The sequence below is a fragment of the Flavobacterium sp. P3_A6 genome (assembly GCF_056403035.1).
Genome location: NZ_JBFUGG010000021.1, coordinates 44,513 through 63,381, shown reverse-complemented (window position 1 = coordinate 63,381; position 18,869 = coordinate 44,513). Strand labels below are relative to the sequence as shown.

Here is an 18,869-nt window from a genome sequence, read left to right as displayed (position 1 = left end):
TTTAAATTATTAATGACAAAAAACCTAAAACATTATGGCTTTTGATATTGAAATGATTAAAAAAGTGTACAGCAACATGACAGCTCGTGTTGATGCAGCACGTGAGGTAGTTGGCCGTCCACTTACTTTAACGGAGAAAATTTTATACAGTCATCTTTGGGATGGTGTTGCTAAGCAAGCATACGGAAGAGGAGTTGATTATGTTGACTTTGCTCCGGACAGAGTTGCTTGCCAAGATGCAACAGCTCAAATGGCATTGTTGCAGTTTATGCATGCTGGTAAATCAAAGGCTGCAGTTCCTACAACGGTTCACTGCGATCACTTGATCCAGGCCAAAGTTGGTGCTTCTACAGATTTAGCGGTTGCAAATACGCAATCTAAAGAAGTTTTTGATTTCTTATCATCAGTTTCAAATAAATATGGAATTGGTTTCTGGAAACCGGGATCAGGAATTATTCACCAAATTGTTTTAGAAAACTACGCTTTCCCCGGAGGAATGATGATTGGTACCGATTCACATACTGTAAATGCAGGGGGATTGGGAATGCTGGCCATCGGTGTTGGTGGTGCCGATGCTGTGGACGTAATGTCTGGAATGTCTTGGGAATTGAAATTTCCTAAATTAATTGGAGTAAAATTAACTGGAAAATTATCAGGTTGGACAGCTCCAAAAGATGTTATTCTAAAAGTAGCCGATATCCTTACCGTAAAAGGAGGAACTGGTGCTATTGTTGAATATTTTGGTGAAGGAGCCTTAAATATGTCTTGTACAGGAAAAGGAACTATCTGCAATATGGGGGCCGAAATTGGCGCTACAACATCTACATTTGGCTATGATGATTCTATGCGTAGATATTTAGCGGCTACAGATCGTCAGGATGTTGTTGATGCTGCCGATAAAGTAGCTTCTTACTTAACTGCTGATCCAGAAGTATATGCTAATCCAGAACAATATTTTGACCAGCTTATCGAAATTAATTTATCAGAATTAGAGCCACACATCAACGGGCCTTTTACGCCAGACCGCGGAACTCCAGTTTCTAAAATGAAAGCTGAAGCTGCTGCAAACGGATGGCCAATAAAAATAGAATGGGGATTAATCGGTTCTTGCACTAACTCTTCTTACGAAGATATGGCTCGGGCTGCCTCAATCGTAAACCAAGCTGTTGAGCACGGAATCACTCCAAAAGCAGAGTTCGGAATCAATCCTGGTTCTGAGCAAATTCGGTACACTATTGAAAGAGACGGCATTATCGCTACTTTCGAAAAAATGGGAACCAAAGTATTTACCAATGCTTGTGGACCATGTATCGGACAATGGGATAGAGCGGGTGCTGATAAAAGCGAGAAAAACACCATCGTGCATTCATTCAACCGTAACTTCTCTAAGAGAAACGATGGTAACCCAAACACACATGCTTTTGTAACTTCGCCGGAAATGGTTGCTGCATTGGCTATTTCAGGAAGATTGGATTTCAATCCGTTGACCGACACTTTGTTGACCGATAATGGAGAAGCAGTAAAATTGACTGCGCCATTTGGTGATGAATTACCAAAAAGAGGTTTTGATGTGGAAGACGCAGGTTTTCAAGCGCCGGTCGAAGACGGATCAGGTGTTAAGATTGCGGTAAGCGAAACTTCAGATCGTTTGCAATTATTGGCACCGTTTGACGCTTGGGACGGTAAAAATATTTCAGGAGCCAAATTATTAATTAAGGCTTTTGGAAAATGTACAACAGATCACATTTCTATGGCTGGACCGTGGCTGCGTTTTCGCGGACATTTAGATAATATCTCAAATAATATGCTGATTGGTGCTGTCAATGCATTCAACCAAACCGCAAATTCTGTTAAAAATCAGCTAACGGGCGAGTATGATGCGGTTCCAGCTGTGGCACGTGCCTACAAAGCTGCTGGCATTCCTTCTGTTGTTGTTGGAGATCATAATTATGGTGAAGGATCTTCTCGAGAGCATGCCGCTATGGAACCTCGTTTCTTGGGTGTAAAAGCTGTATTGGTTAAATCATTTGCCCGTATCCACGAGACGAACCTTAAAAAACAAGGATTGTTGGGATTAACATTTGCTAACGAAGCTGATTATGACAAAATTCAAGAAGATGATACTATTAATTTCATTGATTTAGTTGATTTTGCTCCAGGAAAGCCGTTAACTTTAGAATTCGTTCACGCTGATGGAAGCAAAGATGTTATTTTGGCTAGCCATACTTATAACGCAAGTCAAATAGGTTGGTTTGTTGCAGGTTCTGCGTTGAACTTGATCGCTGCTGAAGCTAATTCATAAGCTTTTAAAAATTTACCTAAAAAAAACTCTCAAGGAAACTTGAGAGTTTTTTTTAGGTACCAAATCATCCCAAATACAAAATCAACTTCCCATTAAACCAATTGCCCAAATCCGTTGTAGCTGTTGAGTGCTGTTTTTTTAGTAATAATCTACTCTATCAATTAATTCCTTACCTCTCCATTTTGTATTTGGTTTGTCCAAATACATTGAACCATAAAATTCATAGTGCTCAATGTTATAGCTAACATCTTCTATAAATATTTCTTTATAGGAGTCAATCATTTTAGGTATTTCTTTTACCCAATAATTAGAATTAAACTCCCATTCAATTTTTACTTTGTCTAAAAGATTTAAATATCTGTCCCTTGCTGGCGGATGAGTTTGATAACCAATTGGAGGGAAAATATAATTATGAACTGCTTCATATAAATCTAGACAAGCAAACCATAGTAAAGCAGATTCAAAAACTATTTTTTTTTCTATTGTACTATACTTGGGTAGATTTAAAGAAGCTACGTCAGCATCAAATTCATCTTTTTGTGATGTACTATATATTTTTATGGGTTTGTAATCATCTTGAGATGAGAATATTGCTTTTAAAATATGTCTTTCCGTTGTTTTGTTATCACTTATATGATTGAGTATATAATGAGAATATTCATGACCTGCAATGAATTGCATTTGGAAAGGGACAGTACTATATATTCGTTTTTGAATATCTTTAGGTATAATTCCTCTTGGATCCATTAAAAAGTCTAAAGCTTCTGTTTGAAGCATTACTCTTAAAGCAATTTTGATAGAATTCAATCTTACATGCATGGGAACTCTATTTCCAAAATCCATTAATCCCAAGTTCATAAACTCAAAAAAGTACCTTAAGGAATCGCTTAATGTTGTTATGATACCATATTCAGTTTTAAAAATAAATCCGTTAGGTTCATTTGAAAATATATTGCCATATGTAATTTCATCACATTTTTTTTTTTAAATCCTCATCTAGACTACGTTTAAAATTTACAAAATGATAACTCAAAAATGATTTTTCTAGTGACCAATTTTTTTCATCTGCAATAGCTTTATTTCTGTAAACTCGGAATAATCGCATATGGTCAACAATAGTTTCAGCACGAATTTTTAATAAATGATCTTCAGCAGTTTTCACATTAAAAACACGTTCAATTTCTTCTGAATTACAGATTGGAAAAAAAAAACCTTTTTGAATATCTATAGGAGTAAAATTGTCCATATTTTATTGATTTATTGTCAGTTTAGTTTACGGTTGTGGTAAAATAGCACACAATGTTCTGGTACTACAACGAGTTTGGGACTAAATTAAGCCTATTTTTGGATTTGCCAAATCATCCGAATACAAAACCAATTTTCCATTAAGCCAATTGCCCAAATCCGTTGTAGCCGTTAGCTACTGGCTTTTTATTCAGTTCCTTTAAGTACTCATCTGCAATATAGAATGCAAATTTTCTTAATTCAGAGGTTTTAAGTTCGAGATTTAGTCCAATATTACCATTTTGACCGTCTTGTATGATTACTCCTTTCCATTTATTGTCCTCACTAATCGATTCTATTCTTTGATGAGCGATTCCATTTCTGATTCGGGTTAATAGATTCTTCAAGTCATTATTTTTTCCACGTCTGTCAAAATAAAAATTTGGTGAATTCAATACAAATTGGATTTCTGGAATATCATTTAAATCCTTATTCATAAAATTAAGTTTTCTTACTCTTGCATTGTGTTGTTGCGGCAAGACAATTAAACTCAAAATTCCATTCATTAAAAGTGTCAGGTTGTATTTACCTTTATATGATTGAATTAATTCTTTTGTTCTGCGAATTAACTCTATATCGTAATTGCGCCATTTGGAATTCCCATAATTGTAATTTTATTGGTCAAAATATAATTGAAAATGACCGTTAGGTCTTGTTAATCGAAAAGTAATTTCATCTAATATCCATTTTCTCCCAATCCATTCTTTTTCTTTAAATTCTTCATCTTTAATCTGTCCCAAGTTCTCAATATCATCTCCAAGTATTTCACATAATTGTTTATATAAATGCTGAATTTCCATTGAGTAAACTCTATGATTACTTGAGCCATTTTGACTTAAAAGAAAAAGTGTTTCACTATCATTATTAGGGATTAAAATCATAATTTTATTAAAAAAACTAAAGAAAAAGAATGGAACATAATAAGTTCTTAAAATTGCTGTTTCCATTACTTCTTCATAGAATTTACCCGTTTTGATTATTTCGAATGGTATTTTGAAATTTAAAATAGCATCTTTTATATCAAGATATTTTTGATAGTATTCTACGAATTCAGATGGTTTGAAAACTATTGTATTAATTCCGAGTTTTTCATAAATTAATTTAGTTTTCTTGTATGATTTATTGTCATTTATAACGTAGAAATTACACGTAGAAGCAAATGCAGCGTGAAATGCATCTTCAGTTGTATTTTTAAATGTTTCTTTTCTTCCCTTTTTTATGTTCACTTTGTCTTCTTGATAGCCGTGCATATCAAGTAAAAGATATTCATTTGTGATTTTATTAAACCATTCGGGTGCATTTTTTGAATTGTCTATAAATTGATTTGGGCTAGTACCAATTTTTTTATATTTCCCGTCAATTATTTTATATGGGTCATCTGAGTCAAAAATCTTATCTCTATTAATTCCCATTCCTCCTTGAACAGTTTTTCTTAATTCTTGATAACCGTCAGATTCGTTAAGGTTTAAGTTCATTTTACTAAAACTCTTAAAAAATCCTTCCATTATCAGATTTTCTTTAAGTCCTGGAAACATTTTGTCCATTTGTTCAGCACTTTCTGGATTTTCAAATGCTTGCTTGAATGATTCTTCGAGAGGTATTGATTTAAGCAGATTTACAAGCGATTTTCCAATACTTTTTGTTAGGTTATCTTGTTCAAAAATGTTCATTAATCCATCAAGACTTATATCATTAAAAAGGTCTTTTTCCTCAACTCTTTGTTCAAAAAGTTCTTTAGGCGGGTAAAAATCAAGCACAACATCTTTTCCTGTGTTCATTAAACACTTGTCTTTAGACAACTCGGAAATAAAGTTTAAATCTGATTCTATATAATCTCTTTGTGAGTCAGTTTCTTTGAAGCTAGAAAATATATCTCCAATATGAGATGTAGAAAAAGGAATGAATAGTTTTTCATTATCAAAAATTATTTCTCGTACCTCTTTATGGTCGCCATTTTTTATTTGCGATAATACGTTCCAATCGAAATAAATTTTTATCATTTGCAGTTTGTGTTTTCAGCTTGCAACTAACTAGTATATATGCGTGACTCAACCATACATATCCACCCAAAAGCGAGTGTATAAATGTGATATAATACACACTTTTTATAAAACCAAATATAGTTGATTTTCTCACGATTTCAATTCGTTATTATTTTTTAATCAATTCCCGTAGGGTCTCCATCTGGATTTCCATTTTTTGTATGATGGCCTCTTTCTGGGCAAGTTCTTCTTTTAGGGCTTTTTCGCGAATGGTTTCAAAACGATAGGGCAGGTATTCGCCCAATTGAGCGATAAAATTGTGTTTCAATGCCAGGCTTAGTTTCCATAAAACGGCAAACTGCAGCGTATCTCTTTTGCAATAGGCTGTCAGCCCTTTGGGGCGTATGTTCAGTGCTCTGGCTACATCTGCTTTGGTTACAAGCTGCTGTGAAATGTGGTAATTGATAAAATTCCCCACCTGCGGGTACTGATCGCCCCTGTCGAGGCTGTGTTTTTTATTGTTGTCTGTCATAATAGTCTTTTTTTAAATAGTTTATACCCAATAAAAGTGACAACGCTTCCCATTATGCACCCCTATACTACCTAAAAGCAGTACCTATACTGCTATTTATGGGGTATATGGGTACTATAAAGCAGGGGTGTTACTACCTTAAAAGAGGGGATATACTCCCTAAAGGAGGTATGTTTGCACCTTATTTGTAGGAGGTTAAGGGTGTTTTTATGGGTGTACTGTTACCCTAAAACACCCCTATTGGTACTATAAAACATCCTGTATAGGTCTTTTTTTGATTCACTATTTCGGTAAAAAAAGCCCCATAGCATAATGGGGCCAGTTTAGCATGGCAACGGCTGTTATTGCACGGGTGCAGGAGGTGCTGCAATTGTTCCTGTACTGCTATTGCTTGGGAAACGTTTTTTGAGCTGATCGACTATGCTGTCGGCACCCTGAACTCCGGCATCGGCTGCCGAACCAAAGGTTTTGTACAGCGCGAGTGCCACATTGTAGGCCTCACTTCCTGCCAGCATTTTAGTGTCTTCAATGCGCTCACAAAGCTGGTTTGCCAATCCCGAGATTTCATCCAGCTGGATAAAAAGCGTTAAATCACTTTGCATATTCGCCACCGAAAGATAGGACGGAACAAGCGTGGGGTTGTTTACCGCCGCATTAATGGCATCTTCGGTAAACGCCTTGTTGCTTACATCAATAGAATTTAATGATTTTCTCTCATCGGCAGTTAAACCCACAAGAAAAGGAAGATTGGTTAGAATAGTTTGGAAAGCGGCTTTGACTGCCGTTACCTGTGCTGCCGTAGCAGTTGCGTTTACGCGATTGTTAAGCAAATTTGACATAAATGGTTGTTTTAATGGTTGTTGCAATAATAGATTGCAAACCAAAGCTAAACTATTCCTGCTTTTTTGCATAGCTTTTTTCTTTCTTTATTTCTGTATTTTGTTAAAAATATAAGTAAAGSGCTACTATGTTATTTTAAAGTTGTGGGGTTTTTATCATTGTAGTTGGGGTTGCAAGTCAAATTCTTGCAAAGACGCAAAGGCGCAAAGAAAACAGCCCTAACCTTTGCGTGTCTGCAGCTTTGCGAGAGTTTATTTCATATACAATAGCAGAGGAGAGATTTTTACCAAAAGCCAGGGCATTCGTTTTTAAATTTTTAAATACAATAGTTATCAAAATGTAAAAATGGCACACGGATGACACAGATTGAACGGATTTCACACAGATTACAACTAAATTTTTAGCAGATTTATTGAAAAAATTCGTTTTAATCTGTTTTATCCGTAAGATCTGTGGCTAATTGAATTGTTCGGCAGATGGCAAAGTAATATTTATTTTCTAAAAGCGAATGCCCTGACAAGAAGCTCGGAAAATGTATCTTACTATAAAAAAATGTATGGTGTAAACGGAACAGAATTTTAAAAAGCTTATGCCTATGTATGGTCTAAATCAAATGATGAAACCGTATCTTTAATGAAATAAAAATTATTAAATCAGAATGTAAATGAAAGGAAGAATCCAAACCCGCAATGAAGAATTAGCAAATGGAATTTCACATATAATGGGAGTGCTTTTTTGTTTAATTGGAATGCCCTTTCTCATTGCGAAAGCATCCGAACGGCACAATTTAATTACTGAATCATCCGTTATTATTTTTGGAATAGGAATGTTGTTAGTGTATTCGTTTTCATCCTTGTATCATTTGGCGCAAAAAGAGAAAACAAAGCAATTGTTTAAAATTGCAGATCACATTAGTATCTATTACCTCATTGCGGGGACTTACTCGCCATTGATGGTTATTTATTTAAAAAAAGAAACAGCTTTAGTTTTTCTTGGTATAATGTGGTTAATAGTTTTGGTGGGTACTTTTTTGAAGATTTTTTACGTTAATCGATTTAAGATTGTTTCAGTTGTGTTTTATTTATTGATGGGCTGGATGATCGTTTTTGTGATAAAGCCTTTGTTGGGAGTTATTCCTTTGTCAGTATTTTTGTGGATTCTTGCTGGCGGATTGAGTTATACAGTTGGAGTTTATTTTTATATAAGAGGAGATAGAAATTACTTTCATACTATTTGGCATTTCTTTGTGCTTTTGGGAACAGTATTTCATTATTTGGCGATTCTGGAAAGTTTGTGAATCTATAATAAAAGGTTAATATTAACGATGAAAGGGATGAAATTTTTATTTTCTTAAGAATTTTAGTTTTGATTTCTGCTTTAATAAACTATATTTGTAATTCTTCAAAATTTTTTTTGAAACACAAACTCGCAAATACAATAACCCCCTCATAAAAATGCGTGTATTGTTAAAAAATGAGGAATAAATAAAAAATGATGAAGTATTACAGATTAATTATTTTAACACTTTTTTTATGCAGTATCAGTGTTTTTTCGCAAGATAATAATATCAAACACAGCATAGTAAAAGGGGAAACAATTTCTAGTATTGCCCAAAAGTACAATGTTTCAATTGCATCTATTTACAAACTAAATCCTAAAGCAAAAAAAACATTACAGCTTAATCAGGTTTTGCTGATTCCAAATTCTGAATCAAAAAAAATGAATGATTTAGTAACTGTTGATTCTGAAAAGACAACAGAAATCGGTCACCAAGTATTACCCAAAGAAACACTCTACGGAATTACAAAACAATTCAAAACTACTGCTGAGTTACTCTATAAAGCAAATCCTAAATTAGAATCGGAAGGATTGAAAATTGGTCAGACAATTGTTATCCTTTCGAGCCTGACCCAAAAAGAAATAGCAGATTTATCCAATTCAAAGAATCAAGAGATTGTTGAGACAGCTGCAGAGCAGGCAATTCCTTTGTCACATCAAGTGAAATCTAAAGAGTCTTTGTATGTTATTGCGAAGATGTATGGTATTTCGTTAAAAGAATTACAGAAGGCCAATCCTCAAATTGGAAAGAAGGGATTGAGTATTGGACAGACGATTACAATTCCAAGTAATGGAAAGAAACCTGAAATTGAAATTGTTGCTGAAGAAATAAAGTCAGAAACAAAAGAAATTTCAATTGCAGTTTCTAAAAATAGAGAGACTATTCCTGCTATTGTTACCGAAAACACAAATAAGGAGAAAACGGATAATATAGATTCTTCAATTTCGACTTCTGAAATTATTCATGAGGTTTTACCCAAAGAAACTAAATACGGAATTGCCAAGAAGTATGGCATTACTGTTGCCGATTTAGAAAAGCAAAATCCAGTCATTGAGCAAAAATTACAGGTCGGTTCAAAGCTGAGTATTCAAATACCAAATAATACGCTGATACAGCCGCGTAAAGTAGAAATTGCAGAATCTCAAACTATAAAACCTAAGGATACCCTAAATTCATCATTAAGTATTGCAAATGTGGATTTGATTAATCTGATAATCCAATCAGCATCAGACAAAATAGGAACCAGATACAGAAGTGGCGGTACTACAACTGCCGGATTCGACTGTTCGGGTTTTATGTATTCTACTTTTGGCGCATTTGACATAAAATTGCCAAGGTCATCTATTGAACAATCTGCTATTGGTGAAAAAATTGATGATGTGAAGGCACAAAAAGGAGATTTGATTTTCTTTAAAACGAATGGAAGGCACCATATTAATCATGTCGGAATGGTTATAGAAGTTACTGAAGATGAAATAAAATTTATTCATTCTTCAACACATTCAGGAGTTATTATTTCTTCTACCAAAGAGCCTTATTATGAGCGTAACTTTGCTCAAATAAATCGTGTTGTGAAATAATCTTTTTAAAATAAAATAAAACTCCTAAGAAAAATTAGGAGTTTTTGTTTTTAGAGAAATAATAATTTTTACCGTAATAAATTCCCAAATATTATGATTTCAGCTACTTTTTTGATGCCATAATATATCCAAATAATCCGTGCTCTTCGTCATCGGGACCAGCTGTGAAATAAAGTCTGTTGCGAGATGCCTCATAAGCAGTGTTTCCTTGGGGTGGGTATGAAATTTGCCATAACCCTTCAATTTCCAGTGGAGAACCATTTTTTTGGAATTGGCCAATAAATTTTCCTTTGCCGTCATAGGCATTAATGCGTCCGTCTCCAAAATTTCCTACAAGTATTGTTACTTGTGACGGAGGCGAATCTGGAGTTGTTTCAAATCCAACGGTAAATTTCATAAGTTCAATTCCCCAAGGAGAATTAAGAGTTCCCTCTGAAGCAAATCGTTGAATAAGCTGGCCGCCAGTATCGAAAATATTAACATAACCGTTGCCAGGGCCAGCTTCATCATCTTCATTGTTCGGAGCCAGTTGTTTGGCGTAGGTAACAAATAGTTTATCTCCGATTTTTTTTATGTTAAACGGTGCAAATCCGGCAGGGATTGTAGCATCCATAAACATATTATTTCCGACGAAATTAAAATTTTGGTCGAACATATCCACTTTTCCATTGTGAAAATCGGTTGCATAAAGAAACCATGCACCATTGTTGCTTACCAGTTCTACGCCTTTGTAAACAGCTCCTTCTGCCGATCTGTCGGCAACTGTTACGGCAGTATTTCCGTTAGACCATGCAGCTACAGTTCCGTTTTCGGTAACAAAAATAAAACGGCTCACTCTTCCATTCGATGGTATGACAAAGGAAGTTGTTGAATTGAAAACTTGCCCTGTAGGATTGCCTAAGCCGGTTCCAAACGGTACAGTAACAGGAGGACGAAGAGTGTTCCCGTTCTGGTCATAAATAGTAGATACGCCGGTCTCTGCTGCTGAAACCCATACACCACCACCAGTTGAAAATGCAATACCCCACGCATTCACAAGATTTGGGTCAATCATTTGCGCATTGTATTCCTCAACATCTGAGACTAGATTTACTTGAGTGTAATTGATGTTGGTTTTGAATTTTTTTCCAGTACCATTTGTGTTTATTTCGGAATCCATATTGGATTCATAATTCTCGCATCCTGAAAATGCTAGAAACGACATAAATGTAATCAAGGCAGCGTAAATTCTGTTTTTGGAATTTATACCTACTTTGAGATCGCTTTTAGATAGTTTGTTTTCCATGTCATTGTTTTTTTAAAGTTTATAAATGGTTTTGATACTCATCCTTTAATGAAAATTTTTATTTTGGAGTGTACCTTTTATAAAGCATTAGTGCATGGAACCGTATTGTATTTCATTATAAGGTGTATAGTCTTTACTCTTTTATCAATTTGTTTCTTAAAGAATGATTAGAAAACTGTAATAATAAGATGTAAATTTCTTTTGTTAACTAAGCTCGATTTGGGGTTTTTCAAGAGTCTTTTAGTTTTCTGCTATTGTCGGTATAGCATCCGTTGAGACGGCAAATTTCAGGCTGAGTTTGTTTTTGGCTCAGTCCAGTTTTTTTTTAAATTTTGGAACATAAATTTACGAAATAATTTCAATAAATTGTTGGTTAAGTTGTTTGTTTTTAGTTGTTTACTAGTTATTTGAAGTGTTTTGATGTTTTTGTTTATTTTATGTCAGAATAGTTTTAATTGGTAAATGTTTTGTTTCTTAAGTTGATTGTTATTGATTTTTAGAATATCATCTTTTTCTCAATATTAGTCAGTTTATAAAAAAAGTATATCTTTAGCCAACCAAAACTAAACCAATAATTATGGAAGAAAACAAACCAGGAGAATTTAAAAGAGAACTCGGATTACTAGACGGAACCATGCTTGTTGTGGGATCGATGATAGGTTCTGGAATATTTATTGTGAGTGCCGATATTGCCAGGCAAGTGGGGTCAGCAGGTTGGCTAGTGTTGATATGGCTGATTTCAGGTTTGATTACAATGATAGCCGCCGTGAGTTACGGGGAGTTGAGCGCAATGTTTCCAAATGCCGGAGGACAATATGTTTATCTTAAAGAGGCTTATAATAAATTAATCGCTTTCTTGTATGGCTGGAGTTTCTTTGCTGTAATACAAACGGGTACTATTGCTGCTGTTGGTGTTGGATTCTCAAAGTTTGCAGCTTATTTATATCCGCCTTTGAGCGATGAGAATGTTTTGTATGAATTGGGGTCATTCAAATTGAATGCGGCTCAAATTGTTTCTATAATTACGATTGTCTTATTGACGTATATTAATAGCCGTGGAGTAAAGAACAGTAAAATTCTTCAGACGGTTTTGACGATAATTAAAATTTTGTCGTTGTTTGGATTGATTGTCTTTGGATTTATATTAGCAGCAAAAGCTGATATTTGGAATTCCAACTGGACTGATGCTTGGAGTTCTAGAGCTTTTGATACAGAAAGCGGTTCTTGGATGCCTATCGGAGGAACAGCTCTATTGACAGGAATCTCTGCTGCAATGGTTGGTTCTTTGTTTTCAAGCGATGCTTGGGTTGGAGTGACGTTTATTGCAGGAGAAATTAAAAATCCAAAACGAAATGTTGGCTTGAGTTTGTTCTTAGGAACATTAATTGTGACGATCATTTATATTTTGACCAACTTAATGTACCTAGCTGTAATCCCGATGCAGGAAATTGCAACGGCAAAATCAGACAGGGTTGCGGTTGTTGCTTCTCAATATACTTTTGGAGATATGGGAACCATTATCATTGCCTTGATGATTATGATTTCGACTTTTGCCTGTAATAACGGATTGATTATGGCGGGAGCGAGAGTGTATTATACGATGGCAAAAGATGGTTTGTTTTTAAAGAAAGCGGCAACTCTTAACAATGCCAGCGTACCAGAATGGGCTCTGTGGGTTCAGTGTGTTTGGGCATCGGCATTATGTTTGACTGGGAAATATGGTGATTTGTTGGATTTTGTAATTATCATCGTATTGATTTTTTATATACTTACTATTTACGGGATTTTTATTCTGAGAAAGAAAATGCCGGAAGCGGAGAGACCATATAAAGCTTTTGGATATCCATTTTTACCACTTGTATATATTATTGTAGCTATTGCAATTTGCATTGGATTATTGCTTACTAAGTTTTCGACTTGCGGCTGGGGAGTATTGATAATGCTTACAGGGATTCCAGTGTATTATTTGACTAAACCAAAAGAGTAGGAGTTCTCAGTGTTCAGTTTTTAGTGAGCAGTTGTAAAAAGTTTAAGGAAAAATTCGTCTCGATTCACGAGGCGGATTTTTTTGTTTATAAAAACAGAAAACCCGTTTTGATAAACAAAACGGGTTTTTCTAGTGTAGTAAGCACTTATTTAATATTAACAAACTGCGTTTTCTAATACTAATTCTTCATTAAAAGGAAGGTTCCAAGCATCGGCAACTCCTTTGTAAAGAATTTTTCCGTTAGCAATATTTAATCCTTTTTTTAATTCTTCGTTTTCAGCACAAGCTTTTTTCCATCCTTTATTTGCCAATTGTACAGCATAAGGCAAAGTAGCATTCGTAAGTGCTAATGTAGAAGTATATGGTACTGCACCCGGCATATTTGCCACGCAGTAATGTACGATATCGTCAATAATAAATGTTGGGTTTTCGTGTGTGGTTGGAGTACAAGTCTCAATACAGCCACCTTGATCTACAGCTACGTCAACAAGAACTGTTCCCGGACGCATTAATTTCAGCATATCACGTTTAATTAAATGCGGGGCTTTTGCACCTGGAATTAATACAGCGCCAATGATTAAATCAGTATCTAAAATTGCTTTTTTGATGTTATAGTCGTTAGACATTAAAGTTGTAACATTGGCTGGCATAATATCATCCAATTGACGTAAACGTGGCAAGCTTACATCCATGATAGTTACTTGAGCTCCTAAACCTGCTGCCATTTTTGCGGCTTGAGTTCCTACGATTCCGCCACCAAGTACTAATACTTTTGCAGGAGGAACACCCGGAACACCTCCAAGAAGAATTCCTCTTCCTTTTAATGGTTTTTCTAAGTATTTTGCACCTTCTTGAATAGACATACGGCCTGCTACTTCAGACATTGGAACAAGTAATGGCAAGCTACGGTCTGTTTTTTCAACAGTTTCGTATGCCAAACAGATAGCTTGACGTTCAATCATAGCATGAGTTAATGGCTCTGATGATGCAAAGTGGAAATAAGTAAAAAGCAATTGGTCTTTCTTGATTAAATTGTATTCAGATGCGATCGGCTCTTTTACTTTGATAATCATATCAGCAATACTATATACCTCTTCAATAGTTGGTAAGATTATAGCACCGGCTGCAGTATATTCTTCATCTGCAAAACCGCTTCCTTCACCTGCAGTTGCTTGAACATAAACGCTATGGCCGTTGTTTTTCATCTCTTCAACACCTGCTGGAGTAAGAGCAACACGATTTTCGTTATTCTTAATTTCTTTTGGTACACCGATTATCATAACTGTTGTATTTAGTGATTGACTTAAATTCAATTACAAATTTAGGGGATAAAGAAAAAATTTGTTCATACTAAATTAAAATAGGAAAAAATTGTTTTTATTTGTTAATTTAGCACAAAATAATTCTTTATTTCAAGTATTTTTGATTTCAAAAGAGAAAATTAATCGGATTTATTTGTTATAAATAAATTTATTTAACTGCATTTTGTTATGATTTTAGATGAAAACGACAGAAAAATATTGCGTCTCCTGCAGGAGGATGCTCATTTGACTTTAAAAGACATTTCGAATAAAATAAATCTTTCGCTCACACCAGTTCATGATCGTGTTAAACGACTTGAAAAAGAGGGTATTATAGAACGATATGTCTCTATTTTGAATAAAAAAAAGCTAGGGAAAAACCTCACTGTTTATTGTCAGGTGACTTTGGTAAAACAAACTTTTGATATTTCGGATAGCTTCAATAGGGCAATATTGAGTTTGCCTGAAGTGGTGGAGTGTAATTTTGTTTCGGGAAGTTTTGATTACATGCTCAAAATCGTACTGCCAGACATGGAAAGTTACCATCATTTTCACCAAATGAAATTGTCTATTTTGCCCGAAGTATCTTTGATTAATAGTTTTTTTATTATTTCGGAAGTGAAGAGTACAACGGTTTTGCCTATTTAAAAGGTTTGAATGCAATGAAGTTTGAGATTTTGAGAAGTTTTTTGCTAATCTTTTATTTTAATCGTTCAAGCTGTCCTTTGCGCTTTACTATGTTTTTATAATCCCATTGAATTTCTCTTGATTTTTTTAGCCAACGGGACAAATCGGTCAGATCGATTTGATCAGCCGAAGTATAGCGAATATCAGCTGCTTTAAATTTTCCTTCTTTTTGAAGATTTTTTTCTTCAAAAGTTTCTCCGCTCCAAAATAAAAGGCGTATGCTGTCTTTGAGTTTTCCGTAACCTACAATTGGATTGCCATCTAAAAACCAAACAGGGATAGCGTGCCAAATTTTGTTTTCCGCTTCGGTTAATTCGCTGTTGATTGCCGATGCAAGCAGGTCACAAATTGCTTTGTCTGCTGAAGCTTGTTTGTCGTTATATGTTTGTATTTCTGGGTTCATTTTTTGTCGGTAAAATATAGATGGAACGTAAACGAAGTTAAGAAAAATAGTAATTCCATTTTAATAAAAATACTGTAAATATTTCAAAATGTGAGTGTTATGTTTTTTTTTGTATTCACAGTTTGATTTTTATGTGAATAGATACATAAATATTATATACAAAAAAACTGCCAAGTTGCTGGAACGAGGCAGCTTTATGCATTCAGGCTGGGATGATTTTATTATCTAAAAAACTAAAATTAAAACTAAAAGAGCATTTCCCAACCTGTAAGATATTATGCTAGTAATACGTAAAACGTCTTACTTTGGCAATGTATTTGGCAAGGCGAATCACTTGGTGGCTATAGCCGTATTCGTTGTCGTACCAAATGTAAAGTACTATGTTTTTTCCGTCTTTGGAAACGATTGTTGCGTTGCTGTCGTAAATGGAAGGAGCAGAGGTTCCCACAATATCAGAAGAAACCAATTCATTATTTAAGGAATATTTGATTTGCTCTACCAATTCTCCTTCTAGCGCATATTTTTTCATGATGGTATTGATGGCTTCTACTGAAGTTACTGTGTTTACTTCCAGATTGAGCACAACCAATGAGCCATTTGGAACTGGGACGCGTATTGCATTGGAAGTTAATTTGCCTTCCAATGATGGCAATGCTTTAGCTACTGCGATGCCTGCACCTGTTTCGGTGATGACCATGTTGAGTGCCGCTGCTCTTCCGCGGCGGTATTTGCTGTGCATGTTATCGACCAGATTTTGATCATTGGTATAGGCATGAATGGTTTCTAAGTGTCCTTTTACAACACCCAAAGTGTCTTCAATGGCTTTTAGGATTGGAGTAATCGCATTGGTAGTGCAGGAAGCAGCCGAGAAAATGTCTATTTCGTCTGGATTATATTCTTTTTGATTGACTCCATGAACGATGTTTGGAACTCCTTTTCCAGGAGCAGTAAGCAAGACTTTGCTTGTTCCTTTTGAAACTAAGTGACGGCTCAAGGCTTCTTTGGTAGTGAAAGCACCTGTGTTGTCAATGACAAGGGCGTTTTCAATTCCGAATTTAGTATAGTTGATTTCTTCGGGAGTGCTGGCGGTGATGATATGAACGGTAGTGCCATTGATGATTAAGGCATTGTTGGCAGCATCGACAACAACCGATCCTTGAAAATCTCCGTGTATGGAATCGTAACGCAATAAAGAAGCTCTTTTCTCTAAACTGGAAGCATCGTTTTCATCTCTAGTCACGATGGCTCTCAAGCGCATTTGATCTCCTTTGCCTGTTTTGGACATTAGCTCTCGTGCTAATAATCGTCCAATACGGCCAAATCCATAAAGCACAACATCTTTAGGCTTAATTTCTTTGGATGATTTAGCTTTTTTTAATTTATGCAAAACAAAATGCCTTACATCTGGATATTTTTCGTCTTCTAGTCGGTATTCATAAGTCAGTTTGCCGATATCTAATTTTGATGGAGGCAAATCTAAAGTTAAAATAACATTGGCAATTTCTACTGAGTCTGAAACTGAAATTGGCTTGCCTACAAATTTGGCTGCGTATTCGTGCAAGTTGATAATCTCACTTACATTTCGGTCTATTAACTGATTGCGGAACAAAACCAGCTCGATGGATTTGTCATACCATAAATCGCTGATGATTTTAATTAATTCTACACCTGAACGTCTTCTGTCGGCTTGAAACGAAACCTCTTTTTCGTATAAATCCATTTTAGTCATGTTGAAAATTTGTATTGTTAGACCAGTTTTTTTTAAAATAACAAAAACATTATTAATTGTTATTAATTTTTAAAATTTGGTGCAAAAATACTTATTTCAATCGATTTCGTAACTTTTTTTAATCTTTTTTTGAATAAAAAAAGCCGGTATGCAATTGCAAGCCGGCTTTAGGTTTCGTGTTTTAACGTTTTAGATAATTATTCGAATAACTTCTCCATTTTTATTTATCATTTCGATACGAGTACTTTGTTTTTCGTCTTTATTATTCAAAAGTTTAGAAACCGTTTCTATATTCGTTGCTTTGACATTATCAATGCTCAAAATGATATTTCCGGTAAGTTCGTCACTATATTGTGCTAAGTTTTCATTGTTTATGGATTTGATTTTCACACCATAATCAATTTTGAATTTCTTTTTGTCATCAGCGTCAATATTTTCAACTTCAATCCCTTTGAATTCAGTTGTAAAAGATTCATTTTTACTCAATACAACAGGCACAACTAAATTTTTTCCATCTCTAATGATAGTAACCTGTACTTTATCGTTTGGTCTTTTGGTATTTACATAACCCGAAAGATCTGCAAAAGTGGTAATATCCTGATTGTCTAATTTGATGATGATGTCTCCTTTTTGCAATTTGGCTTTTTCGGCACCTGAGTTTTTGGATACTTTCTTAATGTAAAAACCTTGTGTTTGTGCAACTCCCAGTTCTTTGGATGCTGTACTGTTTAATTCACCGCCTTCGACTCCTAGAATTCCTCTTTGTACATTTCCGAATTCCATTATGTCCTCGATTATTTTTCGGGCATTATTGGAAGGAATGGCAAAAGAATAGCCAACATAAGAACCTGTCATTGACGAAATCATTGTGTTGATTCCTATCAATTCTCCACGGGTGTTTACCAATGCGCCTCCGCTGTTGCCTGGGTTTACAGCAGCGTCAGTCTGTATGAAAGACTGAATTCCTCTAGCATCCAGATTTCTTGCTTTGGCCGAAACAATTCCTGCTGTTACGGTTGATGTCAGGTTGTATGGATTTCCTACGGCCAGTACCCATTCGCCTATCTTAACCGAATCAGAATTGGCAAATGTGGAATAAGGCAGTTTTTCATCCGCATTAATTTTTAGCAGGGCAATGTCCATTTTTGAATCGGTTCCAATGAGTTTTGCCTTGTAGGTTTGCTTATTGTTCAAAGTGATTTCAATATCGGTAGCATCTTTTACTACATGATTGTTGGTCACAATATAACCATCTTCAGAAATAATAACGCCCGATCCGGTTCCAACTTGTTCCTGCTGTTGTTGTCCTCCATATCCGTAAAAGAATTCCATTATGGGATTTGAAATGGTTCTTACCGATACATTTTTTACGTGCACTACCGTGTGGATGGTTTTTTCTGCCGCAATAGTAAAATCGGTATTTTCGGGAGTTAAACCAACTGTCCTTCCGTAAGATTCAGGAGCAAGAGTAGTAATACCATGTTTGTTGGACGAAAAATAACCATTGTTGTCAAATAATAATTTGTATGCGCCAAGGGTTGTTGCGCCACTCAACAAGGATACCAAGAATAATTTTGAAATTTGTTTCATAATAAAAACATGTTTTATTTAGTTATTT

16 protein-coding genes are annotated in these 18,869 nt (G+C 35.1%); 5 read left to right on the top strand and 11 right to left on the bottom strand.

The genetic code is table 11. The features are described from left to right. Positions 1-34: 34 nt before the first annotated feature. Positions 35-2,302, top strand: a complete 2,268-nt coding sequence (locus tag AC1DVP_RS17100) for an aconitate hydratase (protein ID WP_477184699.1) — start codon at positions 35-37, stop codon at positions 2,300-2,302. Between the two features lie 138 nt (positions 2,303-2,440). Here AC1DVP_RS17100 and AC1DVP_RS17095 read toward each other — a convergent pair whose 3' ends face one another. The 6 genes from AC1DVP_RS17095 to AC1DVP_RS17070 all read right to left on the bottom strand — a co-directional run bounded on the left by AC1DVP_RS17095 (position 2,441) and on the right by AC1DVP_RS17070 (position 6,939). After that, positions 2,441-3,145, bottom strand: coding sequence for a hypothetical protein (locus AC1DVP_RS17095; protein WP_477184698.1), 705 nt, complete (start codon positions 3,143-3,145; stop codon positions 2,441-2,443). Between the two features lie 127 nt (positions 3,146-3,272). After that, complete coding sequence (locus AC1DVP_RS17090; protein WP_477184697.1) at positions 3,273-3,548, bottom strand: hypothetical protein; 276 nt, start codon at positions 3,546-3,548, stop codon at positions 3,273-3,275. 139 nt (positions 3,549-3,687) lie between these two features. Further along, positions 3,688-4,161 carry a HEPN family nuclease gene (locus AC1DVP_RS17085; protein WP_477184716.1) on the bottom strand — a complete coding sequence of 158 codons (474 nt, stop codon included), beginning with the start codon at positions 4,159-4,161 and terminating at the stop codon, positions 3,688-3,690. A gap of 39 nt (positions 4,162-4,200) precedes the next feature. Beyond that, positions 4,201-5,586: a hypothetical protein gene (locus tag AC1DVP_RS17080; protein ID WP_477184696.1), complete on the bottom strand. Its 1,386-nt coding sequence runs from the start codon at positions 5,584-5,586 to the stop codon at positions 4,201-4,203. A gap of 151 nt (positions 5,587-5,737) precedes the next feature. After that, positions 5,738-6,100 carry a hypothetical protein gene (locus AC1DVP_RS17075; protein ID WP_477184695.1) on the bottom strand — a complete coding sequence of 121 codons (363 nt, stop codon included), beginning with the start codon at positions 6,098-6,100 and terminating at the stop codon, positions 5,738-5,740. 341 nt (positions 6,101-6,441) lie between these two features. Continuing rightward, complete coding sequence (locus tag AC1DVP_RS17070; protein WP_477184694.1) at positions 6,442-6,939, bottom strand: hypothetical protein; 498 nt, start codon at positions 6,937-6,939, stop codon at positions 6,442-6,444. Positions 6,940-7,604: 665 nt separating this feature from the next. On the opposite strand from AC1DVP_RS17070, the gene trhA reads away from it, so the two are divergent. Beyond that, positions 7,605-8,237, top strand: a complete 633-nt coding sequence (gene trhA, locus AC1DVP_RS17065) for a PAQR family membrane homeostasis protein TrhA (RefSeq protein WP_477184693.1) — start codon at positions 7,605-7,607, stop codon at positions 8,235-8,237. Between the two features lie 194 nt (positions 8,238-8,431). After that, positions 8,432-9,859, top strand: coding sequence for a C40 family peptidase (locus tag AC1DVP_RS17060; RefSeq protein WP_477184692.1), 1,428 nt, complete (start codon positions 8,432-8,434; stop codon positions 9,857-9,859). A gap of 103 nt (positions 9,860-9,962) precedes the next feature. On the opposite strand, the gene AC1DVP_RS17055 is transcribed toward AC1DVP_RS17060, so the two are convergent. After that, a complete protein-coding gene (locus AC1DVP_RS17055; protein ID WP_477184691.1) occupies positions 9,963-11,144 on the bottom strand; it encodes a TIGR03118 family protein in 1,182 nt (393 codons plus the stop codon). A 577-nt stretch (positions 11,145-11,721) separates the two neighbouring features. Between AC1DVP_RS17055 and AC1DVP_RS17050 the strand changes: the two genes are divergently transcribed. Next, positions 11,722-13,131 (top strand): APC family permease, encoded by a 1,410-nt coding sequence (locus AC1DVP_RS17050; RefSeq protein ID WP_477184690.1) that lies wholly within the window; start codon positions 11,722-11,724, stop codon positions 13,129-13,131. Positions 13,132-13,286: 155 nt separating this feature from the next. On the opposite strand, the gene ald is transcribed toward AC1DVP_RS17050, so the two are convergent. Further along, positions 13,287-14,411, bottom strand: a complete 1,125-nt coding sequence (gene ald, locus AC1DVP_RS17045) for an alanine dehydrogenase (RefSeq protein WP_477184689.1) — start codon at positions 14,409-14,411, stop codon at positions 13,287-13,289. A 210-nt stretch (positions 14,412-14,621) separates the two neighbouring features. Here ald and AC1DVP_RS17040 point away from each other — a divergent pair, with 210 nt between their 5' ends. Next, positions 14,622-15,080, top strand: coding sequence for an Lrp/AsnC family transcriptional regulator (locus tag AC1DVP_RS17040; RefSeq protein WP_477184688.1), 459 nt, complete (start codon positions 14,622-14,624; stop codon positions 15,078-15,080). 52 nt (positions 15,081-15,132) lie between these two features. On the opposite strand, the gene AC1DVP_RS17035 is transcribed toward AC1DVP_RS17040, so the two are convergent. The 3 genes from AC1DVP_RS17035 to AC1DVP_RS17025 all read right to left on the bottom strand — a co-directional run bounded on the left by AC1DVP_RS17035 (position 15,133) and on the right by AC1DVP_RS17025 (position 18,841). Beyond that, positions 15,133-15,522 carry a DUF1801 domain-containing protein gene (locus tag AC1DVP_RS17035; protein WP_477184687.1) on the bottom strand — a complete coding sequence of 130 codons (390 nt, stop codon included), beginning with the start codon at positions 15,520-15,522 and terminating at the stop codon, positions 15,133-15,135. A gap of 280 nt (positions 15,523-15,802) precedes the next feature. Beyond that, positions 15,803-17,251: a glyceraldehyde-3-phosphate dehydrogenase gene (locus AC1DVP_RS17030; RefSeq protein WP_477184686.1), complete on the bottom strand. Its 1,449-nt coding sequence runs from the start codon at positions 17,249-17,251 to the stop codon at positions 15,803-15,805. Between the two features lie 189 nt (positions 17,252-17,440). Beyond that, the gene (locus AC1DVP_RS17025; protein WP_477184685.1) at positions 17,441-18,841 is read right to left on the bottom strand and encodes a trypsin-like peptidase domain-containing protein; all 1,401 of its coding nucleotides are present in this window, start codon (positions 18,839-18,841) and stop codon (positions 17,441-17,443) included. Positions 18,842-18,869: the final 28 nt, after the last annotated feature.

Bases quoted from the DNA above. Each gene is read 5' to 3' on its own strand.
- AC1DVP_RS17100 (WP_477184699.1), top strand. From the start codon at position 35: ATGGCTTTTGATATTGAAATGATTAAAAAAGTGTACAGCAACATGACA.
- AC1DVP_RS17095 (WP_477184698.1), bottom strand. From the start codon at position 3,145: ATGGATTTTGGAAATAGAGTTCCCATGCATGTAAGATTGAATTCTATC.
- AC1DVP_RS17090 (WP_477184697.1), bottom strand. From the start codon at position 3,548: ATGGACAATTTTACTCCTATAGATATTCAAAAAGGTTTTTTTTTTCCA.
- AC1DVP_RS17080 (WP_477184696.1), bottom strand. From the start codon at position 5,586: ATGATAAAAATTTATTTCGATTGGAACGTATTATCGCAAATAAAAAAT.
- AC1DVP_RS17075 (WP_477184695.1), bottom strand. From the start codon at position 6,100: ATGACAGACAACAATAAAAAACACAGCCTCGACAGGGGCGATCAGTAC.
- AC1DVP_RS17070 (WP_477184694.1), bottom strand. From the start codon at position 6,939: ATGTCAAATTTGCTTAACAATCGCGTAAACGCAACTGCTACGGCAGCA.
- trhA (WP_477184693.1), top strand. From the start codon at position 7,605: ATGAAAGGAAGAATCCAAACCCGCAATGAAGAATTAGCAAATGGAATT.
- AC1DVP_RS17060 (WP_477184692.1), top strand. From the start codon at position 8,432: ATGATGAAGTATTACAGATTAATTATTTTAACACTTTTTTTATGCAGT.
- AC1DVP_RS17055 (WP_477184691.1), bottom strand. From the start codon at position 11,144: ATGGAAAACAAACTATCTAAAAGCGATCTCAAAGTAGGTATAAATTCC.
- AC1DVP_RS17050 (WP_477184690.1), top strand. From the start codon at position 11,722: ATGGAAGAAAACAAACCAGGAGAATTTAAAAGAGAACTCGGATTACTA.
- ald (WP_477184689.1), bottom strand. From the start codon at position 14,411: ATGATAATCGGTGTACCAAAAGAAATTAAGAATAACGAAAATCGTGTT.
- AC1DVP_RS17040 (WP_477184688.1), top strand. From the start codon at position 14,622: ATGATTTTAGATGAAAACGACAGAAAAATATTGCGTCTCCTGCAGGAG.
- AC1DVP_RS17035 (WP_477184687.1), bottom strand. From the start codon at position 15,522: ATGAACCCAGAAATACAAACATATAACGACAAACAAGCTTCAGCAGAC.
- AC1DVP_RS17030 (WP_477184686.1), bottom strand. From the start codon at position 17,251: ATGACTAAAATGGATTTATACGAAAAAGAGGTTTCGTTTCAAGCCGAC.
- AC1DVP_RS17025 (WP_477184685.1), bottom strand. From the start codon at position 18,841: ATGAAACAAATTTCAAAATTATTCTTGGTATCCTTGTTGAGTGGCGCA.